Source organism: Brevundimonas sp. SS2672 (assembly GCF_059579685.1).
In genome coordinates this window covers 928,700-951,865 of record NZ_CM184201.1, presented here as the reverse complement: position 1 = coordinate 951,865, position 23,166 = coordinate 928,700, and the positions used below count along the sequence as shown (strand labels likewise).

Here is a 23,166-nt window from a genome sequence, read left to right as displayed (position 1 = left end):
TCGAAACGCCCGGTCGCAGGACCGGGCGTTTTTCGTTGTCCGCCATATAAGGCCGAGGCCGTCAGGCCGCGCGCGCCACCACCCGATTGCGGCCGGCCTTCTTTGCCTCATAGACGCCCTCGTCGGCGCGCTTCAGCAGGGAGGCCGGCGTGTCGTCCGCGCCCCTGGTCGCCGCCACGCCGACCGAAACGGTGATGCTCAACGGCTCGCCGCCCAGGATGCGGAAGGGCGAGGCGCCGACGTCGCGACGGATCTCGCTCGGCGATGCGATGGGCGTCCTCCAGCGTCGTGCCGGGCATGACCACGACGAACTCCTCGCCGCCGAACCGGCACGGCAGGTCCACGGCTCGCACATTGGTCGCCAGCCGCACCGAAAACTCGCGCAGCACCTCGTCGCCCGCGTCGTGGCCCAGGCTGTCGTTGACCGCCTTGAAGTGATCGATGTCCAGCACCAGCACCGCCACCGGATCGCCGCCGCGATTGGCGCGCGCCACCAGGGCGTCCAGCTGACCGTTCATGTAGCGTCGGTTGTGCAGGCCCGTCAGCGGGTCAGTGACCGCCATCTCCAGGCTGTGGTCCAGCTTCTGGCGCAGAAAGTCGCCATAGCGTTTGCGCCGCACCTGGGTGCGCACCCTCGCGGCCAGTTCCTCGGGATCGACGGGGCGGGTCAGAATGTCATGCGCGCCCAGCTCCAGCGCCTTGAGCAGACGCGCCCGGTCCTGAGTGTCCACCAGAGCCAGGATGGGCAGTCGGCGCGTCGGCTCCTTGGACCGAAGCTGGGCGATCAACCGCAGGCCGTCGAACCGTTCGGACGTCACATTGACGATCACCAGGTCGACCGGGCCCCGCGCCGTCTCCAGCGCCGCCTCGAGCGACGGCTCGATCATGGGGCGATGCTCCAGCGACAGCTCCTGCGCCATCACCTGAGCCTGAAGCGTATTGTCATCGACAATCAGAACACGCCCGCCCGACCCCTTGAGCCGCGCCACGCCGCCGGTGTCGACGCCGACCCGGCGACCGCTTTCCTCGCGCTCGCGCAGTTCGTCCATGACCATCTTCAGGCGGGTCAGGCTGCGGACCCGCGCCATGAGGATCACATCGTCCAGCGGTTTTGACAGGAAGTCGTCGGCGCCGGCGTCCAGCCCCTTGATGCGATCATGCCGGCCGTCCAGCGCCGTCACCAGCACCACCGGAATGTGGCGCGTCTCCGCTTCGGCCTTGATCCGACGACAGGCCTCGAAGCCGTCCATGCCGGGCATCATCACGTCCAGCAGGATCAGGTCCGGCTGTTCGGCGCCCGCCAGGGTGATGGCCGTCGCGCCGTCATGGCAGGTCAGGACGTCGTAGTATTCGAGAGTCAGCTTGGCTTCGAGCAGTCGGACGTTCGCCTCGACGTCATCGACCACCAGGATCCGCGCACTCATGCCGCCCCCTGACCAAGGTGCCTGCGCACCGTCTCCAGGAAGGAGATGACCGAGATCGGCTTGGAGATGTAGGCTTCGCAGCCCCCCTGGCGAATCCGCTCCTCATCACCCTTCATGGCGAAGGCTGTAACGGCGATGACGGGGATATGGTTCAGCTCTTCGTCGTCCTTGAGCCATTTGGTGACTTCAAGGCCCGAGATCTCCGGCAACTGGATATCCATCAGGATCAGGTCGGGGCGGTGTTCGCGCGCAATCGCCAGCGCCTGCAGCCCTTCGCGGGTCTGCAGCACTTCATACCCCTGGGAATCGAGCAGATCATGAAAAAGCTTCATGTTCAGCTCATTATCCTCGACGATGAGGACCTTCTTGGACATCCGCCACCCGGCCGTTGCGCCTCTTGTTCATCCGCTTTCGCGTCGGGCTGTTACGCCTTCTTGGGTGCACTGTGGCCGCGTCAGTCTTAAGTTGACGTGAAGCTGAGGAAACGGAGTTCCTGCGTGGCCCTTACGGCCCTCTGTCGCGACTGCCTGTGGACCGGCGACCGCAAGGTCGCGCGGTGCCCGTCGTGCGCCTCGCGCCGGGTGATCGCCCATGACGAACTGAGCGACCTGCACATCGCCCACCTGGACTGCGACGCCTTCTACGCCTCGGTCGAGAAACGCGACCGACCCGAACTGCGCGACAGGCCCGTGATCGTCGGCGGCGGCAAGCGCGGCGTCGTCTCCACCGCCTGCTATGTGGCGCGGCTGTACGGCGTCGGCTCGGCCATGCCGATGTTCAAGGCGCTGAAGGCCTGCCCCGACGCGGTCGTCATCAAGCCGGACTTCAGCAAATACAGAGCCGAGAGCCGTCGTATCTTCGGTGCGCTGGAACAGCTGACGCCGCTGGTTCAGACTCTGTCGCTGGACGAGGCCTGGATCGACCTGAAGGGCACCGAGAGGCTGAACGGCGGGCCGCCCGCCTTCCAACTGGCGCGTCTGCAGAAATGGATCGAGGACGAGACCGGGCTGACCGTCTCCATCGGCCTGGCGCCCAATCGCTTCCTGGCCAAGATCGCCTCCGAACTGGACAAGCCGCGCGGCTTTTCGGTCATCGGCGCGACAGAAGCGCAAGGGCTGCTGGCGCCGCGCCCCGTGACCGCCCTGCCCGGCGTCGGGCCGGTGTTCGGCCGCACCCTGCGCTCGGACGGCTTCGCCACCATCGGCGATCTGGCTGCGGCAGAGGTCAAGGACCTGATCCGGCGCTATGGCGAGACGGGCCTGCGCCTGCATGACCTCAGCCACGCCCGCGACAGCCGCCCGGTGAACCCGGACCACGACCGGCGCGGCATGAGCGCCGAGACCACCTTCAACGACGACCTGACCACGGCCGAAGCGCTGGAGGCCGAGCTGTGGCCCCTGTGCGAAAAGCTGGCGTCCAAGGCCCGGCGCGACGGCGTGGCCAGCCGCGTCGTGGTGCTGAAGCTGCGCAAGACCGACTTCAAGATCGTCACCCGCCGCACCACTCTGGCCGAGCCGGTGCAGACGGCGCGCGCCCTGTTCGCCGCCGGGCGCGACCTGCTGAATCCGGAACTGGGCGTGCCCTATCGGCTGATCGGCATCGGCATGGCCGACATCGCCGACGCCCAGGACGCCCCGGCCGGCCTGTTCGCCACGAGCGAAACCCGCGCCCTGAAGACCGAGACGGCCATCGACGCCCTGCGCGACAAGTTCGGGGCCGCCGCCGTCGTCGCCGGGCGCGCGCTGAAGCGCCCCGGTGAACGCCCCGGATGACGCGGCCGCCGCGCCGCGCTAAACCCCCTCAACCCTTTCATACGGAGTCGCCCCATGAGCATCCACGCCCGCATCGCTGAACTCGGCATCACCCTGCCCGAGCCCGCCAAGCCGGTCGCCAGCTATGTCTCCTACGTCCGCTCGGGCGAGCAGATCTTCATCTCGGGTCAGCTGTCGAACGACGCCAGCGGCGGCATCAAGGGCACCGTCGGCGTGGACGTGACGCCGGAGCAGGCCGCCGAGGCCGCCCGCCTGTGCGGCGTCAACCTGCTGGCCCAGATCAACGCCGCCGTCGACGGCGACCTGGATCGCGTGGTCCGCATCGTAAAGCTGGGCGGCTTCGTCCAGGCCGGGCCGGACTTCGAGGCCATTCCCGCTGTCATCAACGGCTGCTCGGACCTGATGGTCCAGGTCTTCGGCGACGCGGGCAAGCACTCGCGTTCGGCCGTCGGCGTCTACAAGCTGCCGCTCGGCTTCGCCGTCGAAGTGGACGCCATCATCGAGGTGAAGTGACAACCGCGAAGACCTGCCTTCTCCCCTCGGGGGAGAAGGTGGCTCGCGCAGCGAGACGGATGAGGGGGACGCCTGCCGTCTCCTCATCGCCAGCCGTTTCGCACGCGGACACAGCCCCCTCATCCGAGCGCTTTCAGCGCCCACCTTCTCCCCCGAGGGGAGAAGGATAGAGGTGTCGGGTTTCACGCTTCAGGTTCACGACAGCATCGCCGCTATCGGCCGGGCCGCATGGGACGCCTGTGCGGCCCCAAGCGGCGATCCTTTCGTCTCCTACGACTTCCTCGACGCCTGCGAGGCGTCCGGCAGCGCCGTCCCGTCCGAGGGCTGGGCGGCGCGCCACCTGTCCCTGCGCGATGAAGACGGCGTCGTGATCGGCGTCATGCCCCTCTATCTGAAGGGCCACAGCCAGGGCGAATACGTCTTCGACCACAGTTGGGCCGACGCTTATCAGCGCGCGGGCGGGCGCTATTACCCCAAGCTGCTGGGGGCTGTGCCCTTCACCCCCGCGACGGGCCCGCGCTTCCTCAACGCGCCGGGAACGGACGCCGCCACGGTGCGCGAGGCCCTGCTGCAAGGCGCGTTGACCCTGACCGAGCGGCTGGGCGTGTCGTCCCTTCACGTCAACTTCCCGCTTGAGGACGAGTGGCGCGCCATGGCCGAGGCGGGCCTGCTGCCGCGTCGGGACATCCAGTTCGTCTGGCGCAACGACAGCTATCAGAGCTTCGACGACTTCCTGGGCGCCCTGTCATCCAATCGGCGCAAGACCATCCGGCGCGAGCGACGCGAGGCGCAGGCGGGCCTCGACATTCGCGTCCTCACCGGCGCCGAGATCACGCAGGCGCATTGGGACGCCTTCTTCGCCTTCTACATGGACACCGGGGACCGCAAGTGGGGGCGGCCCTATCTGACGCGCGACTTCTTCGCCCGCGTCGGCGCGACCATGGCCGACCGCATCGCCCTGGTCATGGCGTTCGAGGGTGATACGCCGGTGGCCGGCGCCCTGAACTTCATCGGCCGCGAGGCGCTGTATGGCCGCCAGTGGGGGACGCTGGTCGACCGGCCCTTCCTGCATTTCGAGCTGTGCTACTACCAGGCCATCGAGTTCGCCATCGCGCGCGGCCTGTCGCGGGTCGAGGCGGGGGCGCAGGGGGATCACAAGATCGCGCGCGGCTACCTGCCCTCCCCCGTCTATTCAGCCCACTTCATCGCCGATCCCGCCCTGCGCGATCCGGTCGCGCGCTACCTGGATCAGGAGCGTCCGGCGGTGGAGTCCGAAATGCACGCCATGACGGCGGAGCTGTCGCCCTACCGCAAGGGCTGATCTTCAGGGCTGACAATTCGTCGCGAGGCGCATCGGGTCAGGAACCGTCGGCGGCCGGATGCGCTTGGGGTGGAAGTCTCCTCCTCAACACAGGGATCATCATGACTGACCAACGTATCGAAGGCGTCGCGACTGAGCTGAAGGGCAAGGCCCAGAACGGCCTGGGCCGGTTGACCGGCGACAGCAAGCTTCAGGTCGACGGCAAGCTGAACGAAGTGAAGGGCAAGGCGCTGGACGCCTATGGCCGCGTCATCGACGGCCTGGACGGCATGGTGGACAAAGCCCCCGCCGACCTGCGCGACCCGGCCCGAAAGGGGCTTGATTTCGCCCGCCGCAAGCCGCTTCTGACCACCGGCATCATCGCCGGCGCGGCGGTGCTGCTCGGCGCCCTGGGCCGCAAGCGCTGATAAAGCCCTTATCCCCTCGAGGGAGAAAAAAGGCCCGGACGGCGACGTCCGGGCCTTTCTCTTTGAGCCTTATGAATGATCAGGCCGTCTCTTCTTCCTCTTCCTTCACCGCCGCGCCCTTGGCCGGGGTGATGTCGAAGGCGATCTTGCCGTCCTTCAGCTCGACCTTGACGTGTCCGCCGCGGGTCAGGCGGCCGAACAGGATGTCGTCAGCCAGCGGCTTCTTGATGTGCTCCTGAATGACGCGGGCCAGCGGACGCGCGCCATACAGTTCATCAAAGCCGTTCTTGGCCAGCCAGTCGGTCGCTTCATCCGTCAGTTCGATGGTGATGTTGCGGTCCGCGAGCTGGGCTTCCAGCTGCAGCACGAACTTGGTCACCACCGAGCGGATCGTCTCGGCGCCCAGCGGCTTGAAGGCCACGATGGCGTCCAGACGGTTGCGGAACTCGGGCGCGAACAGGCGCTGGATGGCCTTTTCGTCCTCGCCCTCGACCTTGCCCCTGCCGAAGCCGATGGCCGCGCGCGCATTGTCGGCGGCCCCGGCGTTGGTGGTCATGATCAGGATGACGTTCCTGAAATCGACCTTCTTGCCCACGGCGTCGGTCAGCGTCCCGTTGTCCATCACCTGCAGCAGGATGTTGTAGACGTCGGGGTGCGCCTTCTCGATCTCGTCCAGCAGCACGACGGAGTGCGGATGCTGGTCGACGGCGTCGGTCAGCAGGCCGCCCTGGTCATGGCCGACATAGCCCGGAGGCGCGCCGATCAGTCGGCTGACCGTGTGGCGCTCCATGTATTCGGACATGTCGAAGCGCTGCATCTCGATGCCGAGGGTGGCGGCGAGTTGCTTGGCGACTTCGGTCTTGCCGACGCCGGTGGGGCCGCTGAACAGGAAGGCGCCGATCGGCTTGTTCGGGTCGCGCAGACCCGCCCGCGCCAGCTTCATCGCCGACGAGACCTGATCGATCGCCTGTTCCTGACCGAAGACGGCGCGCTTCAGATCGGTTTCCAGCTCGCGCAGGGATTCCGTGTCCGACTTCGACACCGACTTGGGCGGGATGCGCGCCATCTTGGCGATGACGGCCTCGACCTCCTTCTGGCCGATGACCTTCTTGCGCTTCGATTCCGGCAGCAGCATCTGCGACGCCCCCGCCTCGTCGATCACGTCGATGGCCTTGTCCGGCAGCTTGCGGTCGGTGATGTAGCGCGCCGACAGATCGACCGCCGTGCGGATGGCCGAGTCGGTGAAACGCAGCTTGTGGTGCGTCTCATAGGTCGTCTTCAGACCCTTGAGGATCTTCACCGTGTCCTCGATCGTCGGCTCATTGACGTCGATCTTCTGGAAGCGGCGCACCAGGGCGCGATCCTTCTCGAAGTGCTGGCGATATTCCTTATAGGTCGTTGAGCCCATGCAGCGCAGGCTGCCAGACGCCAGCGCAGGCTTCAGCAGGTTCGACGCATCCATCGCCCCGCCCGAGGTCGCGCCCGCGCCGATCACCGTGTGGATCTCGTCGATGAACAGGACCGCGTTGTCGTGGCTCTCCAGTTCCTTGACGACCTGCTTCAGCCGCTCCTCGAAGTCGCCGCGATAGCGGGTGCCCGCCAGCAGCGACCCCATGTCGAGGCTGTAGATCGTCGCGTCCTTCAGGACCTCCGGCACCTCGCCGTTGACGATCTTGCGCGCCAGACCTTCGGCGATGGCGGTCTTGCCGACGCCGGGGTCGCCGACCAGAAGCGGGTTGTTCTTGGTGCGGCGGCACAGGATCTGGATCGAGCGCTCGACCTCGGCCTGACGCCCGATCAGGGGGTCGATCTTGCCGTTGCGGGCCTTCTCGTTCAGGTCGATGCAATAGGCCTCCAGCGCCTCGCCGCCCTGTTTGACGACCGAGCCGTCCTCGGCCTCTTCGGGGCTGGCGCCGCGCACCGAGCGGGCTTCGTTGGCCCCGGCCTTCTTGGCGATGCCGTGGGCGATGAAGTTGACCGCGTCATAGCGCGTCATGTCCTGCTCCTGCAGGAAATAGGCGGCGTGGCTTTCGCGTTCGGAGAAGATGGCGACCAGCACATTGGCGCCGGTCACTTCCTCGCGGCCGGACGACTGGACATGGATGACCGCACGCTGGATCACGCGCTGGAAGCCCGCCGTAGGCTTGGCGTCGTCGCCGTCGGCCGTGGCCAGGGCGGCCAGATCGGTATCGACATAGGCGCCGAGCGCAGCCTTCAGCGCGCCCAGATCGACGTTGCAGGCCGTCATCACGGCCGAGGCGTCCGGATCGTCGATCAGGGCCAGCAGCAGATGTTCGAGCGTGGCGTATTCATGCCGGCGCTCGTTGGCGTAGTGGACCGCGCGGTGCAGGGTCTCTTCGAGAGGACGGGAAAACGAAGGCATGGCAGGTTCCTCTCAGTCCTTTTCCATCGTGCATTGCAGGGGGTGCTGGTGGCGTCGCGCCGTCTCAACCACCTGGGCGACCTTGGTTTCGGCCACTTCGTAGGTGAAGACGCCGCAGACCCCGACGCCATGCTGGTGCACGTGCAGCATGATGCGGGTCGCGTCCTCGCGGCTCTTCTGGAAGAACCGCTCCAGCACATAGATGACGAACTCCATGGGGGTGTAGTCGTCATTCAGGATCAGCACCCGATAGAGCGAGGGCCGCTGAAGTTTCGGCTTTGTCTCGGTGACGACGGCGGCGCCTGCGCCTCCGCCCTGTTCACCTGGCCGTCTGTTAGGCATTCGTGGTCCGTAGTCGGGGAGTGTCAAAAGATCAGATAGGGAATGATGGCCTGATTTGTAGATGCGTCCAGTCACAGCCTGCGTGACCCCCGTCGCCTGACCAAAGATTCACGGGACATCTCGGCTCAGGAACCGCACCAATGCGCTTCCGTTCCCTGCCCCGGATCGCCGCCATGCCCATGATCGCCGGACTGTTCGCCGCCCTGATGCTGGCCCAGACGCCCGCCGCCCCTCACGATGACGCTGCCCTCGCCGCCATAATCGCCGAACGGGACGCGGCCCTGTTCTCGGTCATGTTCGACCGGTGCGATCCCGAGGCCCTGGCCGATCTGGTGACGGACGACCTGGAATTCTATCACGACCGGGGCGGACTGACGGCGACGCGGACGCGCTTCATCGACGATTATCGCCAGGGCTGTACGGCGCGGGCCGCCCCCGACGCCTGGCGCTCACGGCGCGAACTGGTGCCCGGCACGATGCGGGTCTACGCCATCCCCGGCGTCGGCGCCGTCGAGGAAGGCAGCCACCTGTTCTACGAATGGCAGGGCGACGGGCCGGAAACCCTGGTCGGGCGCGCCCGCTTCTCCGTCCTGTGGCGGTTGGAGCCGGACGGGCGCTGGCGGCTGGCGCGCGCCTTCAGCATCGATCACGCACCCATGAGCGCCGAACCGACACCATGAAAAAGGCCCCGGCGTTTCCGCCAGGGCCCCATTTACATTGAGCGTGCAGTCGCGCCTTAGCGGGCGGCCTGGAACTGCTCGACAGCGGCCGAAACGCGCTCGTTGATCGGCTTGAAGCTGTCCTTGACCGAGGCGGTCATGGTCTCGGTCGCCTTGCCGAACTCGGCCAGATAGGCCTCGGCGGCCGACTTGGCCCAGTTGGTCTGCAGTTCGAACAGTTCCTGCACCGAGCGAGCCTGCGAGAAGGACTGGGCGGCGGCGACGCCGTCTTCCCAGGACTTCTTGCCGTAGGCCACGGCCTGTTGCGACAGGGCCTCGGCGCCCTTCTGGGCGGCGGCGGCGGATTCGACCACGGCTTCCAGGTTCTTCTTGCCGTGGGCGTTCAGCTCGCTCAGCGAGGCGACGGACTTGTCGACGCCTTCGCGGAACGCCTTGGCGCCGGCGGCCTGGATGGATTCAGCCTGGGCCTTGGCCTTGGCGGTGGTCTGTTCGACGGTCTTCTTCACGGTCTCAGCGGCGTCAGCCATGGGGAGTCTCCTGAAGCGAAAGGGTTCTTGCGACGGGCGAACCCACCGCGACAACGGCGATATGGTGCACCTGCGAAGAGACTTCAAGTGAAATTTGTGCGACGCACAATATGATCGCTGATAACCAAGCGACCGTCTGGGGCGATCACAACTCCGTTGACGGCCCGTTAACCCTCTCGAAACCGGCAGGGCCGATGTTAGCCTTTGTAACGTGCGTGATCGCAGCCGTCTTCGCGCCACAGTGACGAGGCTAGTAGCTTGCCCATGAACGCCCTGTTTCGCCGTCGTTTCCTAGCCGCCCTGGTCCTGGGAGGCATCGTCCTGACGCCGACGATCGGCGTCGCGCCGCCGGAAGCCCAGTCGTCAGACAACGCTCGCTACGCCGCCATCGTGGTCGACGCCGCCTCAGGCGAGGTGCTGTTCTCGCGCTTCGCCGACGCCCGGCGCTATCCGGCCTCCATCACCAAGGTCATGACCCTGTACCTGACGTTCGAGGCGCTGGAGTCCGGCAAGGTCAAGCTGGACGACAACCTGACCGTCTCCCCGCGCGCCGCGTCGCAGCCGCCGTCCAAGCTGGGTCTGGCGGCCGGTCAGACGATCAGCCTGGACGACGCCATGCGCGCCACGGCCGTCCGCAGCGCTAACGACATGGCCGTGGTCATCGCCGAACACATCGGCGGCTCCGAAGGCCGCTTCACCCAGATGATGACGGAAAAGGCGCGCGAGCTGGGGATGGAGCATACCCGCTTCACCACCGCCAACGGCCTGCCCGACACGCGCCAGGCGACCACGGCGCGCGACCTGTCGATCCTCAGCCGCGCGGTCATGCGCGACTATCCGCAATACTACCGCTACCTCGGCCTGCACGACTGGTTCTACAAGGGCCGCGATTACCGCAACACCAACGGCCTGCTGGCCACCGGGCGCGGCTATGACGGCATCAAGACCGGCTTCACCAACGCCTCGGGCTACAATCTCGCGGCCTCCTCGGTGCGCGACGGCAAGCGGATCATCACCATCGTCATGGGCGGCCGCTCGACCGCCAGCCGCAACGCCCACGTCGCCGAGCTGATGGACACGGGCTTCGAGGTCCAGCGTCGTCGCGGCCAGGGCGAGCGGATCCAGGTGGCCCAGGCCTTCTTCGAGCAGCGCGGCTATGGGATCAGCGCCGATCCCTCGCCGCCCGTCGCCTACGCCTCCCTGTCCGACGAGGACGGCGAAGGCCACGGCTCCTCGACCGAGGTGGCCTATGTGGCCGGCCCGCCGCCGCGCAACCTGCCGACCGAGGTGACGCCGCCGCCGTCGGCCCGCCGCGCAGAGAACCGCCCGCCCGAAAACCTGACCGCCGCCCTGAACGGCGGTTCGGCCGCCGCGCCGGCCCGCGCGACCCGCAACCCGCCTGCGCGCGCCGCCGCCCCTGCCCCGGCCGGTCGCTGGACGGTCCAGGTCGGCGCCTTCCGCGAAGAGGCCGTGGCCCGCGACTGGCTGAACGACGTCAGCCGCCGCTTCCGCACCCAGTTCTCCAGCGCCCAGCGCGACGTGCAAACGGCGAACGGCTGGTATCGCTCGCGCTTCACCGGCATGACCCAGCAGTCCGCCGAGGCGGCATGCGAGGCCCTGTCCGAGCGTCGCGTCACCTGCATGGTGATCCGCCCCAGCTGATCTCAGCGTCCCTGATTTCTCAGCGTCCCTGGCCGTTACGCCATCCCGGCTCGGCCAGGCGACGGGCGTAATCACGCATGTCCGCCGGCCAGGCCTCCGTGCGGGCGTCAAACGCCGTCCAGTCGCCCGCGAACAGCATCCGCACGGCCTCTTCATAGTCCGGCAGGTCGCCCGCCACGGCCGTCATGAAGCGATAGGCCGCCTCGCGGCTGCGACGCATCCGGTCCGGCCCCTCCGCCTCGCGCAGGGCGGCTTCGACCAGCTTGCGCAGAGCCACCGACGCCCCGCCCGGCTGTGACGCCAGCCAGTCCCAATGGCGCGGCAGCAGGGTCACCTCCCGCGCGGTCACGCCCAGCTTCGGCCGCCCCGGTCCGCGCTTCTCCGGCTCAGGCTGCGGCTGCTCCTGCGGCAGACGCGCCAGCACCGCCTCCAGATCGCCGCGCAGATCCAGATCGATCGGTCGCGCATCCTCGTCGCGAAAGACCAGGACCGCTCGTCCGGCGTCGTGCGCGGCTTTCGTCGCTGCGGCGACCTGAGCCAGCGGTCCGGCTGCGATCATCGTGTGGCCGTCGAAGGCCGTGCATAGGGTCATCATCCGTCCTCGCTTGTTGAAGACGGAATTACCCGGATGATATTATCGCGTCAATATTACCCGGATAATTTATGAGCGCCGCTCGTCCACGCCCCCGAACAGGGCGCCGGCGATCCAGCTGACGACGCCGGTGACGATGGCCGCGCCGAGCCCGGCCCACAGGCCGTCGACGACGAAGCCGCCCAGGAACATGGCCGTCAGCCCGATCATGGCGGCGTTCACCACCAGCAGGAACAGGCCGAAGGTGACGATGGTCAGAGGCAGCGTCAGGATCACCATCAGCGGCCGCACGAAGGCGTTGACCACGCCCAGGATGACCGCCGCCGCGATCAGCGAGCCGGTCGAGGTGAACTCCACCCCCGGCACCAGTTTGGCCGAGGCCCAAAGGCCGATCGCCGTGACCACGGCCTGAACGATGAAACCCAGCATGACGCCTCCGTGTGTAGAACCTTGACCATATAAGCGCATGGGGCGGCGTTCCGCTCCGTGCGCCGGGCGAGATCGCCTGCTAGGCTGGTCGCCCTACCCCGAAGGAGACCCCCATGAGCCTTCACGGCGCCTACGATACGGACAACATCTTCGCCAAGATTCTGCGCGGCGACATGCCCAGCGTGAAGGTGTGGGAGGACGACGACGTCCTGGCCTTCATGGACGTGTTTCCCCAGTCGGAGGGTCACGTCCTGGTCGTGTCCAAGACCTCGACTGCTCGCAACATCCTGGAGATCGAGCCCGAGGCCCTGGCCAGGCTGACCGCCGCCGTCCAGCGCACCGCCCGCGCGGTCGAGAAGGCGCTGAAGCCCGAGGGCCTCAGCCTGATGCAGTTCAACGGCGATGCAGGCGGCCAGACGGTCTTCCACCTGCATTTCCACATCGTGCCGCGCTGGGCCGACCGCCCGATGAAGGGCCACGGCCACGCCCCCATGGCCGACGCCGAACAACTGAAAGTCCTGGCGCAGCGCATCGCAGCCGAGCTGGACTGACGGCCTACAGCGGCCCCCTGAAGATGAAGAAGGCGCCGCCGGCGATCAGGGCGAAACCGATCAGGTGGTTCACCGTCAGCTTCTCGCCCAGCCAGGCGACCGAGAACACGGCGAAGACCAGCAGCGTGATCACCTCCTGCATGGTCTTCAGTTCGGCCGCCGAATAGACCTGATGGCCGATGCGGTTGGCGGGCACGGCCAGCCAGTATTCGAAGAAGGCGACGCCCCAGCTGATCAGGACCACGATCCATAGCGGCTTGGCCCCGAATTTCAGGTGGCCGTACCAGGCGAAGGTCATGAAGACGTTGGACAGCGCCAGCATGACGATGGGCGCGAGATAGGGCAGCGACGGCATTCGATCAGGGTGCTTGCGTCAAACAGATTCCGCCAGCATAAGGCGGGCCACGCCGGTTTAGCTCAGCTGGTAGAGCAGCGGTTTTGTAAACCGAAGGTCGCGGGTTCGATTCCTGCAACCGGCACCACTCTCGCGGCCGCCTCCTTCATGTCCGAGACGACCAACAAGCTGGGTCACAGGATCCGAACGCGGGGCGCCCGCACCCGCCGCGCCCTGCTGGACGCCCTGCGCGCCCTGCTGAACACCAAGCATCTGGGCGAAATCCGCCCGGCGGACGTGGCGATGACGGCCGGGGTTTCGGCGCCGACCTTCTACACCTACTTCGCCTCGGTCGAGGAAGGCCTGCTGCTGCTGTGCGAGGAGGCCGGGGAGGACTTCCAGCGACTGGGCGCCCATATCCACGCCGACTGGTCGGGCGAACGCGCCTTCGAATCGGCGCGCGCCTATGTGCTGGAGGTGCTGGGCTTGTGGAGCGACCACGGGCCGGTGCTGCGGATCGAGCACATGCTGGCCGACATGGGCGAACCCGCCTTCGCAGAGAGCCGCATCCGCCGCCTGCGCCGCCTGCACCTGGCGCTGGAACGCCGCATCGCCCAGGCCCACGCCAGCGGCCTGCACCCCGAGGGCCTCAATCCCCGCCTGGCGTCCTATGAAACGGCGAACCTGGTGGAATCCGTGGCCGCCGGCTTCGAACTGATGCGACGCGCCGACACGCCCGAGGCCATCATCGACACCACCGCCCATATCGTGGTGAAGCTCACCACCGGCCGCTGACGCCGCCCGCCTGCGCTTGGACAAGCTGTCCATTGCGGCGACGCCCCCATGGGCTAAAGCATGCCCCTCGGCCAAGGAGTGCGTCATGTCCCGTCTTTCGTCCTTCCCCTCGATCCGCCGCGCCGCCGGCCCGGCTATCGTGATGGCCGGCGCCCTTGGCCTGGCCGCCTGCGGTCAGAGCGCCAGTCCCGCAGCCGACAGCGCGCCCGAAGCGCCCAAGGCCCCGGCGCCCACCGAGGCCGAGAAGCTCGCCATGCTGGCCGCCCTGCCCGCCCCCTATAATGATGGCGACCTTGAGAACGGCCGACGCGCCTTCGCTCGCTGCCGCTCATGCCACACGATCACGCCCGGCGGGCCGAACATGACGGGACCGAACCTCTATGGCGTCTTCGGCAGCAAGGCCGGAGCGCGGGAGAAATACAGCTATTCCCACGCCATGCGGACGGCGGACTTCACCTGGGACGCCGAAACCCTGGATCACTGGCTGCAGAACCCGCGTACCTTCCTGCCCGGCAACAAGATGAGCTTCGCCGGCCTGCCCGACGCCACGGACCGCCGGGATGTCATCGCCTTCCTGAAGGTCGAGACGGGGTTCAAGCCAGAGTAACCTCCCGCCCTTCTCCCCTTGCGGGAGAAGGCGGCCGAGCGGAGCGAGGTCGGATGAGGGGTTGCGGGACGTCTGACGCGCGCCCCTTCATCTGAGGTCGCAAGACCCCTCATCCGTCTGCCTTCGGCAGCCACCTTCTCCCACAAGGGGAGAAGGAAACTACTCCGCCGGGCTCATATCCGGCTCCAGGCCGTCGCGTTTCTCCTGGGCCTCCCACTCCTCGATCTTGCGGGCGGTGTATTCGGGCGACTTGGTGAAGCGCGCCAGCACGCCGTAGATCACCGGCACCACGAACAGGGTCAGAACCGTCGCGAACATGGCGCCGGTGAAGATCACCACGCCGATGGTCTGACGGCTGCCCGCGCCCGCGCCTTGCCACAGCACCAGCGGCAGGGCGCCGAAGGCGGTGGCGATCGAGGTCATGATGATCGGGCGCAGACGCAGCGACGAGGACTCGATGATGGCCTCGCGGATGGTCCGCCCCTGGTCGCGCAGCTGGTTGGCGAACTCCACGATCAGGATGCCGTTCTTGGCCGCGACCCCGATCAGGATGATCAGGCCGATCTGGCTGTAGATGTTCAGGCTGGAGCCCGCCATCAGCAGGCCGAACAGCCCCCCCGCCGCCGCCAGAGGCACGGTCAGCATGATGACCGCCGGCGTGATCCAGCTCTCGAACTGGGCCGCCAGCACCAGGAAGACCAGCAACAGGGCCAAGGCGAAGGCCCAGCCCACGGCGCTGCCCGCCTCCTGCTGGTCGCGGGCGGCGCCGCCCCAGCGGATGTTGGTCACGCCCTGGGGCTGTTTGGCGACCTCGGCCATCAGGAACTGAACGGCGTCGTCGATGGTGGTGCCGGGGTTCAGGTCGGCCTGAAGGGTGATGGCCCGCTGGCGATCCAGACGGCGACGGTCGGGCGTGTCGCCCGAGGTCTTGGTCGTGACCACCGCCGACAGCGGCACCAGTTGGGCCGTGCCGGTCGAGACGTAGAGCGCCTCCAGGTCGGTGACCTCGCGTCGGTTGTCGCGGTCGGTCTGCAGGATGACGTCATATTCCTGGCCGCCCTTGATGTAGGTCGTGGCGCGGCGCGAGCCGAACATGGTCTCCAGCGTACGACCGATCTGTTGGGTCGAGACGCCCAGGGCCGCCGCCTTCTGCGGATCGACGTCGACCAGCAGGCGCGGAGCGTTCGGTTCATAGTTCAGGCGCGGACGCGAGAAGCCTGGATTCTCCTGCGCCGCCGCCAGGATCGGCTGCAGCCAGTTGTAGATGGCGGCGTACTCCGACCCCGTGACGATCATGTCGATCGAGTTGGAGTTGCCGCCGCCGCGCTGGAAGGCGCCGGGCGTCGAGGCGTTGACCTGGGCGCCGGTCTGATTGCGCAGCTTGACGTTGATCTCCTGGGCGATCTGATCGGCCGAGCGTTCGCGCTTGGACCAGTCGACCAGGGTCAGGCTGGCGTTGCCCGAGTTGAAGCTGCCGCCGCCGAAACCCGGCGCCGAGATCAGGAAGGAATCGACCTCGCCGTTTTCGCGGTACTCCGCCAGGATCGGCTCCAGGCCCAACATGATCTGACGCGTGTAGTCGAAGCCCGTGCCCTCAGGCCCGCTGACCCGGATGCCGACACGGCCCCGGTCCTCGCTCGGCACCAGTTCATTGGGCAGGTGCAGGAAGATCCCCCCGGCCCCGGCCGCCACCAGCACGATCAGGGCGCCGACGCCGACAATGGCGATGCGCCGTCCCAGCAGGGCGTCCAGCGATGCGGCGTAGGACCGCTTCAGCATCTCCATGGCCGCATCGACGCGACGGGCCAGCCAGCCGCCGGTCTGGGCCGGCTTCAGGATCTTGGACGCCAGCATGGGCGACAGGCTCAGCGCCAGGAAGGCGGAGAAGGCCACGGCCGCCGCAATGGCCGCCGCCAGTTCGACGAACAGGCGGCCGACATAGCCCGGCAGGAACAGCAGGGGCGCGAACACCGACAGCAGGACGATGGTGGTGGCCACGACGGCGAAGAAGACCTGGCGCGCCCCACGCTCGGCCGCCACCAGCGGCGGCTCGCCGTGGTCCAGACGGCGCTGGATGTTCTCGACGACGACGATGGCGTCGTCGACGACCAGGCCGATGGCCAGAACCAGGGCCAACAGGGTCAGCAGGTTCAGCGAGAAACCCAGCGGAGCCAGAACGATGAAGGTCGCCAGCAGGCAGATGGGCGCCACCACCGAGGGGATGATCGCCGCCCTCAGGCTGCCCAGGAAGATGAAGTTGACCAGGGCCACCAGCGCCATCGAGATGCCGATGGTGATCCACACCTCATCGATGGCGTGAGAGGTGAAGACAGAGTTATCCGAGCCGACTTCCAGCGTCGTGCCGGGCGGCAGGCTGTGGCGGACCTCTTCGATCAGGGCGCGCGCGCCTTCGGATATCTGCAGGTCGTTCGACTGGGCCTGGCGGGTGATGGCCAAGCCGATCTGGTCGATGCCGTTGCCGCGGAACAGGCGACGCGCCTCGGCGGGCGCCTCCTCGATCCGGGCGATGTCGCCCAGCCGGGTGACATAGGCGGCGTTGCCGATCAGGGCGCCGGTGACCCCGTTGGTCATGGCCGCCGACGCCGCGCCCAGGGTGCCCGACGCCTGGGCTCCCGTGGCCGTCGAGGCCGAACCGCGCGTGCCGATCGGCAGTTGGGCGAAGTCCGCAGGATCGGCGTAGTTTCGGGCGACTCGGACCGTATAGTCCTTCTGAGCCGACTCCAGCGAGCCGGCGGGCAGTTCGACGTTCTGGTTGTTGAGGGCGCTCTCGACGTCCGTGACGGTCAGGCCACGCGCCGCCATGGCGCCGGCGTCCAGCCAGATCCGCATGGCGTAGCGTTGCTCGCCGAAGATGTTGACCTGGGCCACGCCCGGCACGGTGGCGAAGCGGTCGACCAGATACCGACGGGCGTAGTCGGTCAGCTCCAGCCGGTCCATGGTGGTGGAGCGCAGGAACATGATGAGGATGGGCTGGCTGTCGGAATCAGCCTTGGCCACTTCCGGCGGATCCGCCTGGTCCGGCAGGCGGCCCAGCACGCGCGAGATGCGGTCGCGCACGTCATTGGCCGCATCGTCGATGTTGCGGTCCAGCGAGAACTCGATGTTGACGTTGGACCGGCCGTCGCGGCTGGTCGAGTTGATGCGCTGGACGCCCTGGATGCCGGCGATCTGCTGCTCGATCGGCTCGGTGATCCGGCTCTCGATCACCTCGGCGGAGGCGCCGGCGTAGCTGGTGCTGACCGAGACGATCGGCGGGTCCACGTCCGGCAATTCGCGCACCGGCAGGAAGAAGAAAGCCGCCAGGCCGATGACGCACAGAACGATCGCCGCCACCGCCGCGAAGACGGGGCGCCGGACCGAAACATCAGACAGCATCATGGGCGGGCCGCCTGCGTCGCGCGGGCGCCGCCCTTCGTTTGAGCACGGCCTTGGGCGTTTTCACCCTCGACGCTGATGGGCGCGCCGGGCTGGATGCGGTTCAGACCCGAAGCGACGATCCGATCGTTGTTGGCCAGGCCCGAGACGATCTCGACATAGCCGCTTTCGACGGCGCCCGTCTGAACCTCGACCCGCTGGGCGGTCGCGCCCGTCTCGCCGCGCGCGATGCGATAGACGAAGGCGCCCTGGCCTTCATACTGAACGGCCGCTTCGGGCACGGCCAGGCTCTGGCGACGGCCCTGGTGCACGGCGACGCGCATCATCATGCCAGGGCGGATGCGATTGCCGGGGTTGGGGAACTCGGCACGGGCGATGACGGCGCGGGTCTGTTCATTGACCCGCGTATCCAACAGGGAGATGCGGCCGTTGACCTCTTCACCGGGGAAGGCGTCCGTGGTCGCCGTAAGCGGCGCGCCGACCGGCAGGACCCCGAGATAACGCTCCGGCAGCGGGAAATCGACGCGCACGCCGCTCATGTCGTCTAGGGTGGTGATGACCGAACCCGGCGAGATCAGCGTCCCCGGCGTGACCGAGGTCAGGCCCAGAACGCCGGCGAAGGGCGCGCGCAGGATGCGGTCGCCGCGACGGGCCTCCGACGCCGCCAGGGCGGCCTGGGCGGTCTTCAGCGCCGTTTCGGCCGTTTCGGCCATGACGCGCGGCGCCACGCCGCGCTCGGCCAGGATGCGATAACGGTCGTACTCGCGCTGAGCGTTCTCCAGCTGGGCGCGCGCCCGGATCAGGTCGGCGTCTTCCTCGCGCGCCTGCAGTTCGACCAGGGGCGCCCCCGCCGCCACCGACTGACCGTCGGTGAACATGACCTGGGTCACCAGTTCGGTCGTGTTGGAGGTGATGTTGACCGAACGACGGCTGCGGGCGACGCCCAGCACGCGAATCTGATCAGCGAACTCTCGCCGCTGCGCCACGACCTCGGCCACCAACTGGCCGCGCCCGGCGCCGGGTCCCCCGGACCGCGCTGATGGGCTGCGTCGCCGCCGCTGAAAGCGATCCTGACGACCGCCGCCACGACCATCAGCCCCAATAAGCAGGCCGCGCCGATAATGAAAAAATGGCGTTTGAACACGCGACGCAGTCTCCCCGACAACAAGCGCCCCCGCTTAACGGCTCACCGCCATTACGCAAATAACGTATCTGTAACGTGAGGAACCTCGGATTCCGTCGCGGAATTCCGGATTAAAATCGACGCCAGATTCCGATGACGGGCCCTCTGCCCGCAGGAATTTCACGCCCGGCCGCCGCGTGGCGCCACCCCGCCTGCAGCCGCCAGTCCCCGAATTGGCGCACCACCGAACCTTCCAGCGACAGCCAGCGCGCCCCGCCGTCGCCATCCGCCGCCCCGCCGAAGGCCTGGACCATCACCATCCAGTCGCGATTGATGTGCACCCCGGCCGTCGCGTCCGCGCGAACCTCGTCCGGCAAGCCGTCGCGCCAGCGGCGCGCCGCCTGGAGGTCGACGAAGGCGCGCTCGAAGGACCGCCCCGCCAGCAACCGGACCTCCCAGTCGCTGTCGCCCGCGCCGGGCGGGGCGTAGCCGGCGTTGCGTCCCGCTCCGCCCTCCGCATAGCCCACATAGACGGCGGCGACGTTGCGATCATCACGGTAGGCCTGCCAGCGCACGCCCAGTTCGATCGGACCCAGCCCCTGATAATCGAGGAACTCATCGCGGCCGTCCTGCCATTCGCCCTTGGCCTGCAGGGTGAGACGATCCGTCAGTCCATATTCGACAAACACGCTGGCCACGATATCCCGGCGGCCGCCGGGCAGGTCGACCCGGTCCCCGTCGGCGGCGTAGAACTCTTCCGCGCGGATGTTCTCGTATTTGACGATGACCTCGCCCTGCCCCTTCAGCGGGCTCCAGGCGCCGGCCTGCGCCACGTGAGTCGAGGCCAGCGCCGCCAGGCCGGCCAGAAGGCCGATGCTTCCTCTCCCCCGCACGGCCCGTCCTTCCTAGACGTCGTAGCCGGGCGATCTTCGCTGCAACTGGCGAAGGGCGCCGGGCCAGGCCAGGGACGAGACGAAGCCGATGCCCCGGCCCTGCTCCCTGGTCTCGGCCTGCGCCGGGTCGGGCGCGATCAGGACATTGTCGCGCCCCGCAGACAGGGCCGCGACCTGCTGGGCGCAGGCGCGCTCCAGGAAGAAGATGCCGATCCAGGCCTCGGCCGCCGTGCTTCCGACCGCCAGCGTTCCGTGATTGCGCAGCAGCATCAACGGCTTGTCGCCCAGGTCCGCCACCAGGCGCTCGCGCTCGTCATGATTCAGCGCCAGTCCCTCATAGCCGTGATAGGCGACCTGGTGCTGCAACAGGCAGGCGTTCTGGCTGATCGGCAGAAGGCCCTCCTTCTGGGCCGCGACGCCGACGCCGTTCACCGTGTGCAGATGGATGACGAAATGCGCCTCTTCGCGGGCCGCATGGACCGCCGAATGGATGGTGAAACCCGCCGGATTGATGAAGCTGGTCGTGTCCTGAACGACATTGCCGTCCAGATCGACCTTTACCAGGGAAGATGCTGTAATTTCATCGAAATACCAGCCGTAGGGATTAATCAGAAAGTGATGCTCCGGTCCCGGCACGCGGGCCGAGACATGGGTGAAGATCATGTCGTCCCACCCGTGGAGCGCCACCAGACGATAGAGAGCCGCCAGTTCGACCCGCGCCTTCCACTCCGCCTCGGACACCTGGGACTTCAGCGAGGTTGCGTCCGTCATCGGCCTTCTCCCCTTATCAACGTTCAGGTGAAACCTCTCTCCGCCTCCGCCCTGCGTCAAGTCGCCGAACGCCGTGAGGGGACCGAAAACGGAAGACTTGGTTAACCCTGTTTTCATCGACGCGAGCGAACACTGCCTGCTGCGCGGCGCGGCCGCATCATCGGGGGATGTTCCGTGGACTCAATCGTGGCGTTCGCATCGTCCCGATCCGGCGATCCCCTGCCGCTGGCCAGCCTTCATCAACTGATCGACCTGGCCGCCGGACGCCCGCCACAGGAGCGACAGCGCCTGCTGCTGGGCGTGGCTGATCTCTACCATTCGGTCGGCGGTCAGGCGGACGCGCCGGCAGCCCTGACCGAGGTGTTCATCGCCATGGTCCGCGCGGCCGAGCAGGACATCCGGCGCGTCCTGGCCGAGCGGTTGGCCGACGCCGCCTGGGCGCCGGCGGATCTGATGCGCCTGCTCGCCGCCGACGCAATCGAAATCGCCCGCCCGGTGATCGCCGCCAGCCCCCTGCTGCTGGACGCCGATCTTCTGGCTCTGCTGCAGGACGCCTCGCTGGAGCATCAGGTTCAGGTGGCTTTGCGGCCGGACCTGGGACCCGGACCGGCGCGCGTCATCCTGGATCGCGGCGAACCCGCCGTCATGACCGCTCTTGCCGTCAACCGGACCGCGCGGCTGGAGGCGCAGGACATGACCCGCCTGGTGGACAAGGCGCGCTCCATCGCCGCCCTGCGCGCGCCGCTGACGCGCCATCCTCAGTTGAGCGAGGATCAGGCCCTGCGGCTCTACGCCTGGGTCGGCGACGCCTTGAGACAGGCCATATCCCAGCGCTTCAGCCTGGACGCCTCGGCTCTCGCGACGGCGGTCGCCGCCGCCGCCCAGGAAGCGGCCGGGATCACCCCGGACGGGGCGGCCGCCCGTTTGGCCGCCAAGCTGCATGCGGCGGGACAGTTGCGCCCCTCCACCCTGATGCGGGCGCTGAGGGAGGAGAAGCTGGACCTGTTCATCCACGCCCTGGCCCGGCTGAGCCGACTGGAAACAGAGGCCCTGCGGCGCGCCCTGCGCGGCGACAGCGCCCGGCCCCTGTTCCTGGCCTGCGCCGCGGCGGGCCTGGACCGCGCCGCCTTCCCCGCCCTGCTGCGCGAGGTTCGCCAGCTGAATCATGGCCTGCCGCATGACCCCGACGGCGAAGCCTGGCGTCCGGCCGAACGCTCGGCGACCCAGGCCGCCTATGAATTTCGCCTGCTGACCGCGCCCGAAGACGGGCCGTCGGTTTGACAGCGGGCCTCCGCTCCGCTTGCGTAGCGCCGTGACTCAGTCCTTCCAGCCCACCGCCATCACCTTTGTCGCCAGCGACCGGCCCGAGGCCGAGGCCGCCCGCAAACGGTTGAGCGAACGCTATGGTTCTGTTCCAGCCGCCGAGGCGGAGGTGATCGTCGCCCTGGGCGGCGACGGCTTCATGCTGGAGACGCTGCACAACAACCTGCAGCTGCGCACCCCCGTCTATGGGATGAATCGCGGCTCGGTCGGTTTCCTGATGAACGACTATGAGGAAGACGACCTGCTGGATCGGCTGGCCCAGGCCGATCGCACCGTGCTTCACCCCCTGCAGATGGACGCCTGGGTCGAGAGCGGCCAGGTCCACAGCGGCCTGGCGATCAATGAGGTCTCCCTGCTGCGCCAGACGCGCCAGAGCGCAAAGCTGCGCATCAGCATCAATGACAAGGTGCGGCTGGAGGAACTGACCTGCGACGGCTGCCTGGTGGCGACGCCGGCGGGTTCGACCGCCTACAACCTGTCGGCGCACGGGCCGATCATTCCCCTGGACGCGCCCAGCCTGGCGCTGACGCCGATCAGCGCCTTCCGGCCCCGGCGCTGGCGCGGCGCCCTGCTGTCGCACACGGCGCGGGTGCGGTTCGACGTGCTGGAGCCGGACAAGCGGCCGGTCAGCGCCACCGCCGACAATTTCGAGGTGCGCCGCGTCTCGCGCGTGGAGGTGCGCGAGCGACGCGACATCACCCTGGCGATGCTGTTCGATGCGGGCCGCTCCTATGAAGAACGGGTCATGGCCGAACAGTTCGCGGCCTGAGCCGCGCCGATAGGCGTTGTCACCGGATTTTAAGCCTCTGTGCGACAGACTGGCGTTTGCTGTTGAGGAGTCATCTCGTGACCAACCAAGTCATCCGCCCGCCCAACCCCCTGCGCGCCAAGGTCGGCGGCGGATTCGGCGGCATTGACGCCAGCGCGATCGCCAGGGCCGAAGAGGCTCTGAAGGCCATGTCGGCCCAGTTCGGCCAGTGGCTGAACGATGAGGTGGCCAAGCTCGACAAGGCCCAGGCCGACATCCGCAACCAAGGCTACAGCCCCGAAACGGCCGAGGCCCTGTATTTCCGCGCTCATGATCTCAAGGGGCTGGGAACCACCTACGAATATCCGCTGGTCACGCGCATCGCCGCCTCCCTGTGCCGGATGCTCGACGACGCCGACAAGCGGATGCAGGCCCCGCTGGCCGTGGTCGACGCCCATATCGACGCCATCAAGGCCGTGGTGCGCGACAAGATCCAGACTGACGACCATCCGGTCGGCCGCGACCTGGCCGAGACCCTGGAAGCTCGCGCGGCGGAACACCTGGGCTAAGGGG

The 23,166-nt window shown here is 67.7% G+C and carries 24 protein-coding genes and 1 tRNA gene; 13 read left to right on the top strand and 12 right to left on the bottom strand.

From position 1 onward, the window contains the following. Positions 1-107 precede the first annotated feature (107 nt). On the bottom strand, positions 108-1,424 hold the full coding sequence (locus tag AC52GN_RS04790; protein WP_496528336.1) for a PleD family two-component system response regulator: 1,317 nt from the start codon (positions 1,422-1,424) through the stop codon (positions 108-110). Further along, complete coding sequence (locus AC52GN_RS04785) at positions 1,421-1,798, bottom strand: response regulator (RefSeq protein ID WP_003164449.1); 378 nt, start codon at positions 1,796-1,798, stop codon at positions 1,421-1,423. The genes AC52GN_RS04790 and AC52GN_RS04785 overlap by 4 nt, the downstream gene beginning before the upstream one ends. Positions 1,799-1,921: 123 nt before the next feature. Between AC52GN_RS04785 and AC52GN_RS04780 the strand changes: the two genes are divergently transcribed. The 4 genes from AC52GN_RS04780 to AC52GN_RS04765 all read left to right on the top strand — a co-directional run bounded on the left by AC52GN_RS04780 (position 1,922) and on the right by AC52GN_RS04765 (position 5,437). Beyond that, positions 1,922-3,196, top strand: coding sequence for a DNA polymerase IV (locus AC52GN_RS04780; protein ID WP_496528335.1), 1,275 nt, complete (start codon positions 1,922-1,924; stop codon positions 3,194-3,196). 54 nt (positions 3,197-3,250) lie between these two features. Next, positions 3,251-3,709 carry a RidA family protein gene (locus tag AC52GN_RS04775; RefSeq protein ID WP_496528334.1) on the top strand — a complete coding sequence of 153 codons (459 nt, stop codon included), beginning with the start codon at positions 3,251-3,253 and terminating at the stop codon, positions 3,707-3,709. A gap of 172 nt (positions 3,710-3,881) precedes the next feature. Further along, positions 3,882-5,030 (top strand): GNAT family N-acetyltransferase, encoded by a 1,149-nt coding sequence (locus AC52GN_RS04770; protein ID WP_496528333.1) that lies wholly within the window; start codon positions 3,882-3,884, stop codon positions 5,028-5,030. Between the two features lie 101 nt (positions 5,031-5,131). Then, the gene (locus tag AC52GN_RS04765) at positions 5,132-5,437 is read left to right on the top strand and encodes a CsbD family protein (protein WP_343828993.1); all 306 of its coding nucleotides are present in this window, start codon (positions 5,132-5,134) and stop codon (positions 5,435-5,437) included. A gap of 79 nt (positions 5,438-5,516) precedes the next feature. Here AC52GN_RS04765 and clpA read toward each other — a convergent pair whose 3' ends face one another. Both clpA and clpS read right to left on the bottom strand, forming a co-directional pair. Next, complete coding sequence (gene clpA, locus AC52GN_RS04760; RefSeq protein WP_496528332.1) at positions 5,517-7,820, bottom strand: ATP-dependent Clp protease ATP-binding subunit ClpA; 2,304 nt, start codon at positions 7,818-7,820, stop codon at positions 5,517-5,519. A gap of 12 nt (positions 7,821-7,832) precedes the next feature. Continuing rightward, entirely contained in the window at positions 7,833-8,162 is a 330-nt protein-coding gene (clpS, locus tag AC52GN_RS04755) for an ATP-dependent Clp protease adapter ClpS (protein ID WP_003164443.1), read from the bottom strand. A gap of 140 nt (positions 8,163-8,302) precedes the next feature. Between clpS and AC52GN_RS04750 the strand changes: the two genes are divergently transcribed. Then, positions 8,303-8,842, top strand: a complete 540-nt coding sequence (locus tag AC52GN_RS04750) for a nuclear transport factor 2 family protein (RefSeq protein WP_496528331.1) — start codon at positions 8,303-8,305, stop codon at positions 8,840-8,842. Positions 8,843-8,898: 56 nt separating this feature from the next. Here AC52GN_RS04750 and AC52GN_RS04745 read toward each other — a convergent pair whose 3' ends face one another. Then, on the bottom strand, positions 8,899-9,369 hold the full coding sequence (locus tag AC52GN_RS04745) for a phasin family protein (RefSeq protein WP_291781458.1): 471 nt from the start codon (positions 9,367-9,369) through the stop codon (positions 8,899-8,901). A gap of 264 nt (positions 9,370-9,633) precedes the next feature. Between AC52GN_RS04745 and AC52GN_RS04740 the strand changes: the two genes are divergently transcribed. Continuing rightward, positions 9,634-11,031 (top strand): serine hydrolase, encoded by a 1,398-nt coding sequence (locus tag AC52GN_RS04740; protein WP_496528330.1) that lies wholly within the window; start codon positions 9,634-9,636, stop codon positions 11,029-11,031. Positions 11,032-11,050: 19 nt separating this feature from the next. Here AC52GN_RS04740 and AC52GN_RS04735 read toward each other — a convergent pair whose 3' ends face one another. Together AC52GN_RS04735 and AC52GN_RS04730 are read right to left on the bottom strand one after the other, a co-directional pair. Next, a complete protein-coding gene (locus AC52GN_RS04735) occupies positions 11,051-11,626 on the bottom strand; it encodes a DUF2239 family protein (protein ID WP_496528329.1) in 576 nt (191 codons plus the stop codon). 66 nt (positions 11,627-11,692) lie between these two features. Further along, complete coding sequence (locus AC52GN_RS04730) at positions 11,693-12,052, bottom strand: phage holin family protein (RefSeq protein WP_496528328.1); 360 nt, start codon at positions 12,050-12,052, stop codon at positions 11,693-11,695. A gap of 113 nt (positions 12,053-12,165) precedes the next feature. Between AC52GN_RS04730 and AC52GN_RS04725 the strand changes: the two genes are divergently transcribed. Next, positions 12,166-12,603 (top strand): HIT family protein, encoded by a 438-nt coding sequence (locus AC52GN_RS04725; RefSeq protein ID WP_496528327.1) that lies wholly within the window; start codon positions 12,166-12,168, stop codon positions 12,601-12,603. Between the two features lie 4 nt (positions 12,604-12,607). Here AC52GN_RS04725 and AC52GN_RS04720 read toward each other — a convergent pair whose 3' ends face one another. After that, on the bottom strand, positions 12,608-12,958 hold the full coding sequence (locus AC52GN_RS04720; protein ID WP_343828985.1) for a DMT family protein: 351 nt from the start codon (positions 12,956-12,958) through the stop codon (positions 12,608-12,610). Positions 12,959-13,009: 51 nt separating this feature from the next. On the opposite strand from AC52GN_RS04720, the gene AC52GN_RS04715 reads away from it, so the two are divergent. The 3 genes from AC52GN_RS04715 to AC52GN_RS04705 all read left to right on the top strand — a co-directional run bounded on the left by AC52GN_RS04715 (position 13,010) and on the right by AC52GN_RS04705 (position 14,339). Then, positions 13,010-13,085, top strand: a tRNA-Thr gene (locus AC52GN_RS04715). A 20-nt stretch (positions 13,086-13,105) separates the two neighbouring features. Further along, positions 13,106-13,732 (top strand): TetR/AcrR family transcriptional regulator, encoded by a 627-nt coding sequence (locus AC52GN_RS04710; protein WP_312220255.1) that lies wholly within the window; start codon positions 13,106-13,108, stop codon positions 13,730-13,732. Between the two features lie 85 nt (positions 13,733-13,817). Further along, positions 13,818-14,339: a c-type cytochrome gene (locus tag AC52GN_RS04705; protein ID WP_496528326.1), complete on the top strand. Its 522-nt coding sequence runs from the start codon at positions 13,818-13,820 to the stop codon at positions 14,337-14,339. Between the two features lie 159 nt (positions 14,340-14,498). On the opposite strand, the gene AC52GN_RS04700 is transcribed toward AC52GN_RS04705, so the two are convergent. The 4 genes from AC52GN_RS04700 to AC52GN_RS04685 all read right to left on the bottom strand — a co-directional run bounded on the left by AC52GN_RS04700 (position 14,499) and on the right by AC52GN_RS04685 (position 20,522). Then, positions 14,499-17,735, bottom strand: coding sequence for an efflux RND transporter permease subunit (locus AC52GN_RS04700; RefSeq protein ID WP_496528767.1), 3,237 nt, complete (start codon positions 17,733-17,735; stop codon positions 14,499-14,501). Further along, on the bottom strand, positions 17,735-18,721 hold the full coding sequence (locus AC52GN_RS04695) for an efflux RND transporter periplasmic adaptor subunit (RefSeq protein ID WP_496528325.1): 987 nt from the start codon (positions 18,719-18,721) through the stop codon (positions 17,735-17,737). The genes AC52GN_RS04700 and AC52GN_RS04695 overlap by 1 nt, the downstream gene beginning before the upstream one ends. 268 nt (positions 18,722-18,989) lie before the next feature. Next, a complete protein-coding gene (locus AC52GN_RS04690; protein ID WP_496528324.1) occupies positions 18,990-19,751 on the bottom strand; it encodes a hypothetical protein in 762 nt (253 codons plus the stop codon). Positions 19,752-19,763: 12 nt separating this feature from the next. After that, positions 19,764-20,522 carry a class II aldolase/adducin family protein gene (locus AC52GN_RS04685; RefSeq protein ID WP_453989296.1) on the bottom strand — a complete coding sequence of 253 codons (759 nt, stop codon included), beginning with the start codon at positions 20,520-20,522 and terminating at the stop codon, positions 19,764-19,766. A 186-nt stretch (positions 20,523-20,708) separates the two neighbouring features. Between AC52GN_RS04685 and AC52GN_RS04680 the strand changes: the two genes are divergently transcribed. From AC52GN_RS04680 to AC52GN_RS04670, 3 genes are all read left to right on the top strand, one after another. Continuing rightward, a complete protein-coding gene (locus tag AC52GN_RS04680) occupies positions 20,709-21,803 on the top strand; it encodes a DUF2336 domain-containing protein (protein WP_496528323.1) in 1,095 nt (364 codons plus the stop codon). A 31-nt stretch (positions 21,804-21,834) separates the two neighbouring features. Beyond that, a complete protein-coding gene (locus AC52GN_RS04675; RefSeq protein ID WP_496528322.1) occupies positions 21,835-22,614 on the top strand; it encodes an NAD kinase in 780 nt (259 codons plus the stop codon). 77 nt (positions 22,615-22,691) lie between these two features. Further along, a complete protein-coding gene (locus tag AC52GN_RS04670; RefSeq protein WP_338576040.1) occupies positions 22,692-23,162 on the top strand; it encodes an Hpt domain-containing protein in 471 nt (156 codons plus the stop codon). Positions 23,163-23,166: the final 4 nt, after the last annotated feature.

Bases quoted from the DNA above. Each gene is read 5' to 3' on its own strand.
- AC52GN_RS04700 (WP_496528767.1), bottom strand. From the start codon at position 17,735: ATGCTGTCTGATGTTTCGGTCCGGCGCCCCGTCTTCGCGGCGGTGGCG.
- AC52GN_RS04785 (WP_003164449.1), bottom strand. From the start codon at position 1,798: ATGTCCAAGAAGGTCCTCATCGTCGAGGATAATGAGCTGAACATGAAG.
- AC52GN_RS04765 (WP_343828993.1), top strand. From the start codon at position 5,132: ATGACTGACCAACGTATCGAAGGCGTCGCGACTGAGCTGAAGGGCAAG.
- AC52GN_RS04735 (WP_496528329.1), bottom strand. From the start codon at position 11,626: ATGATGACCCTATGCACGGCCTTCGACGGCCACACGATGATCGCAGCC.
- AC52GN_RS04730 (WP_496528328.1), bottom strand. From the start codon at position 12,052: ATGCTGGGTTTCATCGTTCAGGCCGTGGTCACGGCGATCGGCCTTTGG.
- AC52GN_RS04745 (WP_291781458.1), bottom strand. From the start codon at position 9,369: ATGGCTGACGCCGCTGAGACCGTGAAGAAGACCGTCGAACAGACCACC.
- clpA (WP_496528332.1), bottom strand. From the start codon at position 7,820: ATGCCTTCGTTTTCCCGTCCTCTCGAAGAGACCCTGCACCGCGCGGTC.
- AC52GN_RS04750 (WP_496528331.1), top strand. From the start codon at position 8,303: ATGCGCTTCCGTTCCCTGCCCCGGATCGCCGCCATGCCCATGATCGCC.
- AC52GN_RS04790 (WP_496528336.1), bottom strand. From the start codon at position 1,424: ATGAGTGCGCGGATCCTGGTGGTCGATGACGTCGAGGCGAACGTCCGA.
- AC52GN_RS04685 (WP_453989296.1), bottom strand. From the start codon at position 20,522: ATGACGGACGCAACCTCGCTGAAGTCCCAGGTGTCCGAGGCGGAGTGG.
- AC52GN_RS04725 (WP_496528327.1), top strand. From the start codon at position 12,166: ATGAGCCTTCACGGCGCCTACGATACGGACAACATCTTCGCCAAGATT.
- AC52GN_RS04740 (WP_496528330.1), top strand. From the start codon at position 9,634: ATGAACGCCCTGTTTCGCCGTCGTTTCCTAGCCGCCCTGGTCCTGGGA.
- AC52GN_RS04710 (WP_312220255.1), top strand. From the start codon at position 13,106: ATGTCCGAGACGACCAACAAGCTGGGTCACAGGATCCGAACGCGGGGC.
- clpS (WP_003164443.1), bottom strand. From the start codon at position 8,162: ATGCCTAACAGACGGCCAGGTGAACAGGGCGGAGGCGCAGGCGCCGCC.
- AC52GN_RS04705 (WP_496528326.1), top strand. From the start codon at position 13,818: ATGTCCCGTCTTTCGTCCTTCCCCTCGATCCGCCGCGCCGCCGGCCCG.
- AC52GN_RS04720 (WP_343828985.1), bottom strand. From the start codon at position 12,958: ATGCCGTCGCTGCCCTATCTCGCGCCCATCGTCATGCTGGCGCTGTCC.
- AC52GN_RS04775 (WP_496528334.1), top strand. From the start codon at position 3,251: ATGAGCATCCACGCCCGCATCGCTGAACTCGGCATCACCCTGCCCGAG.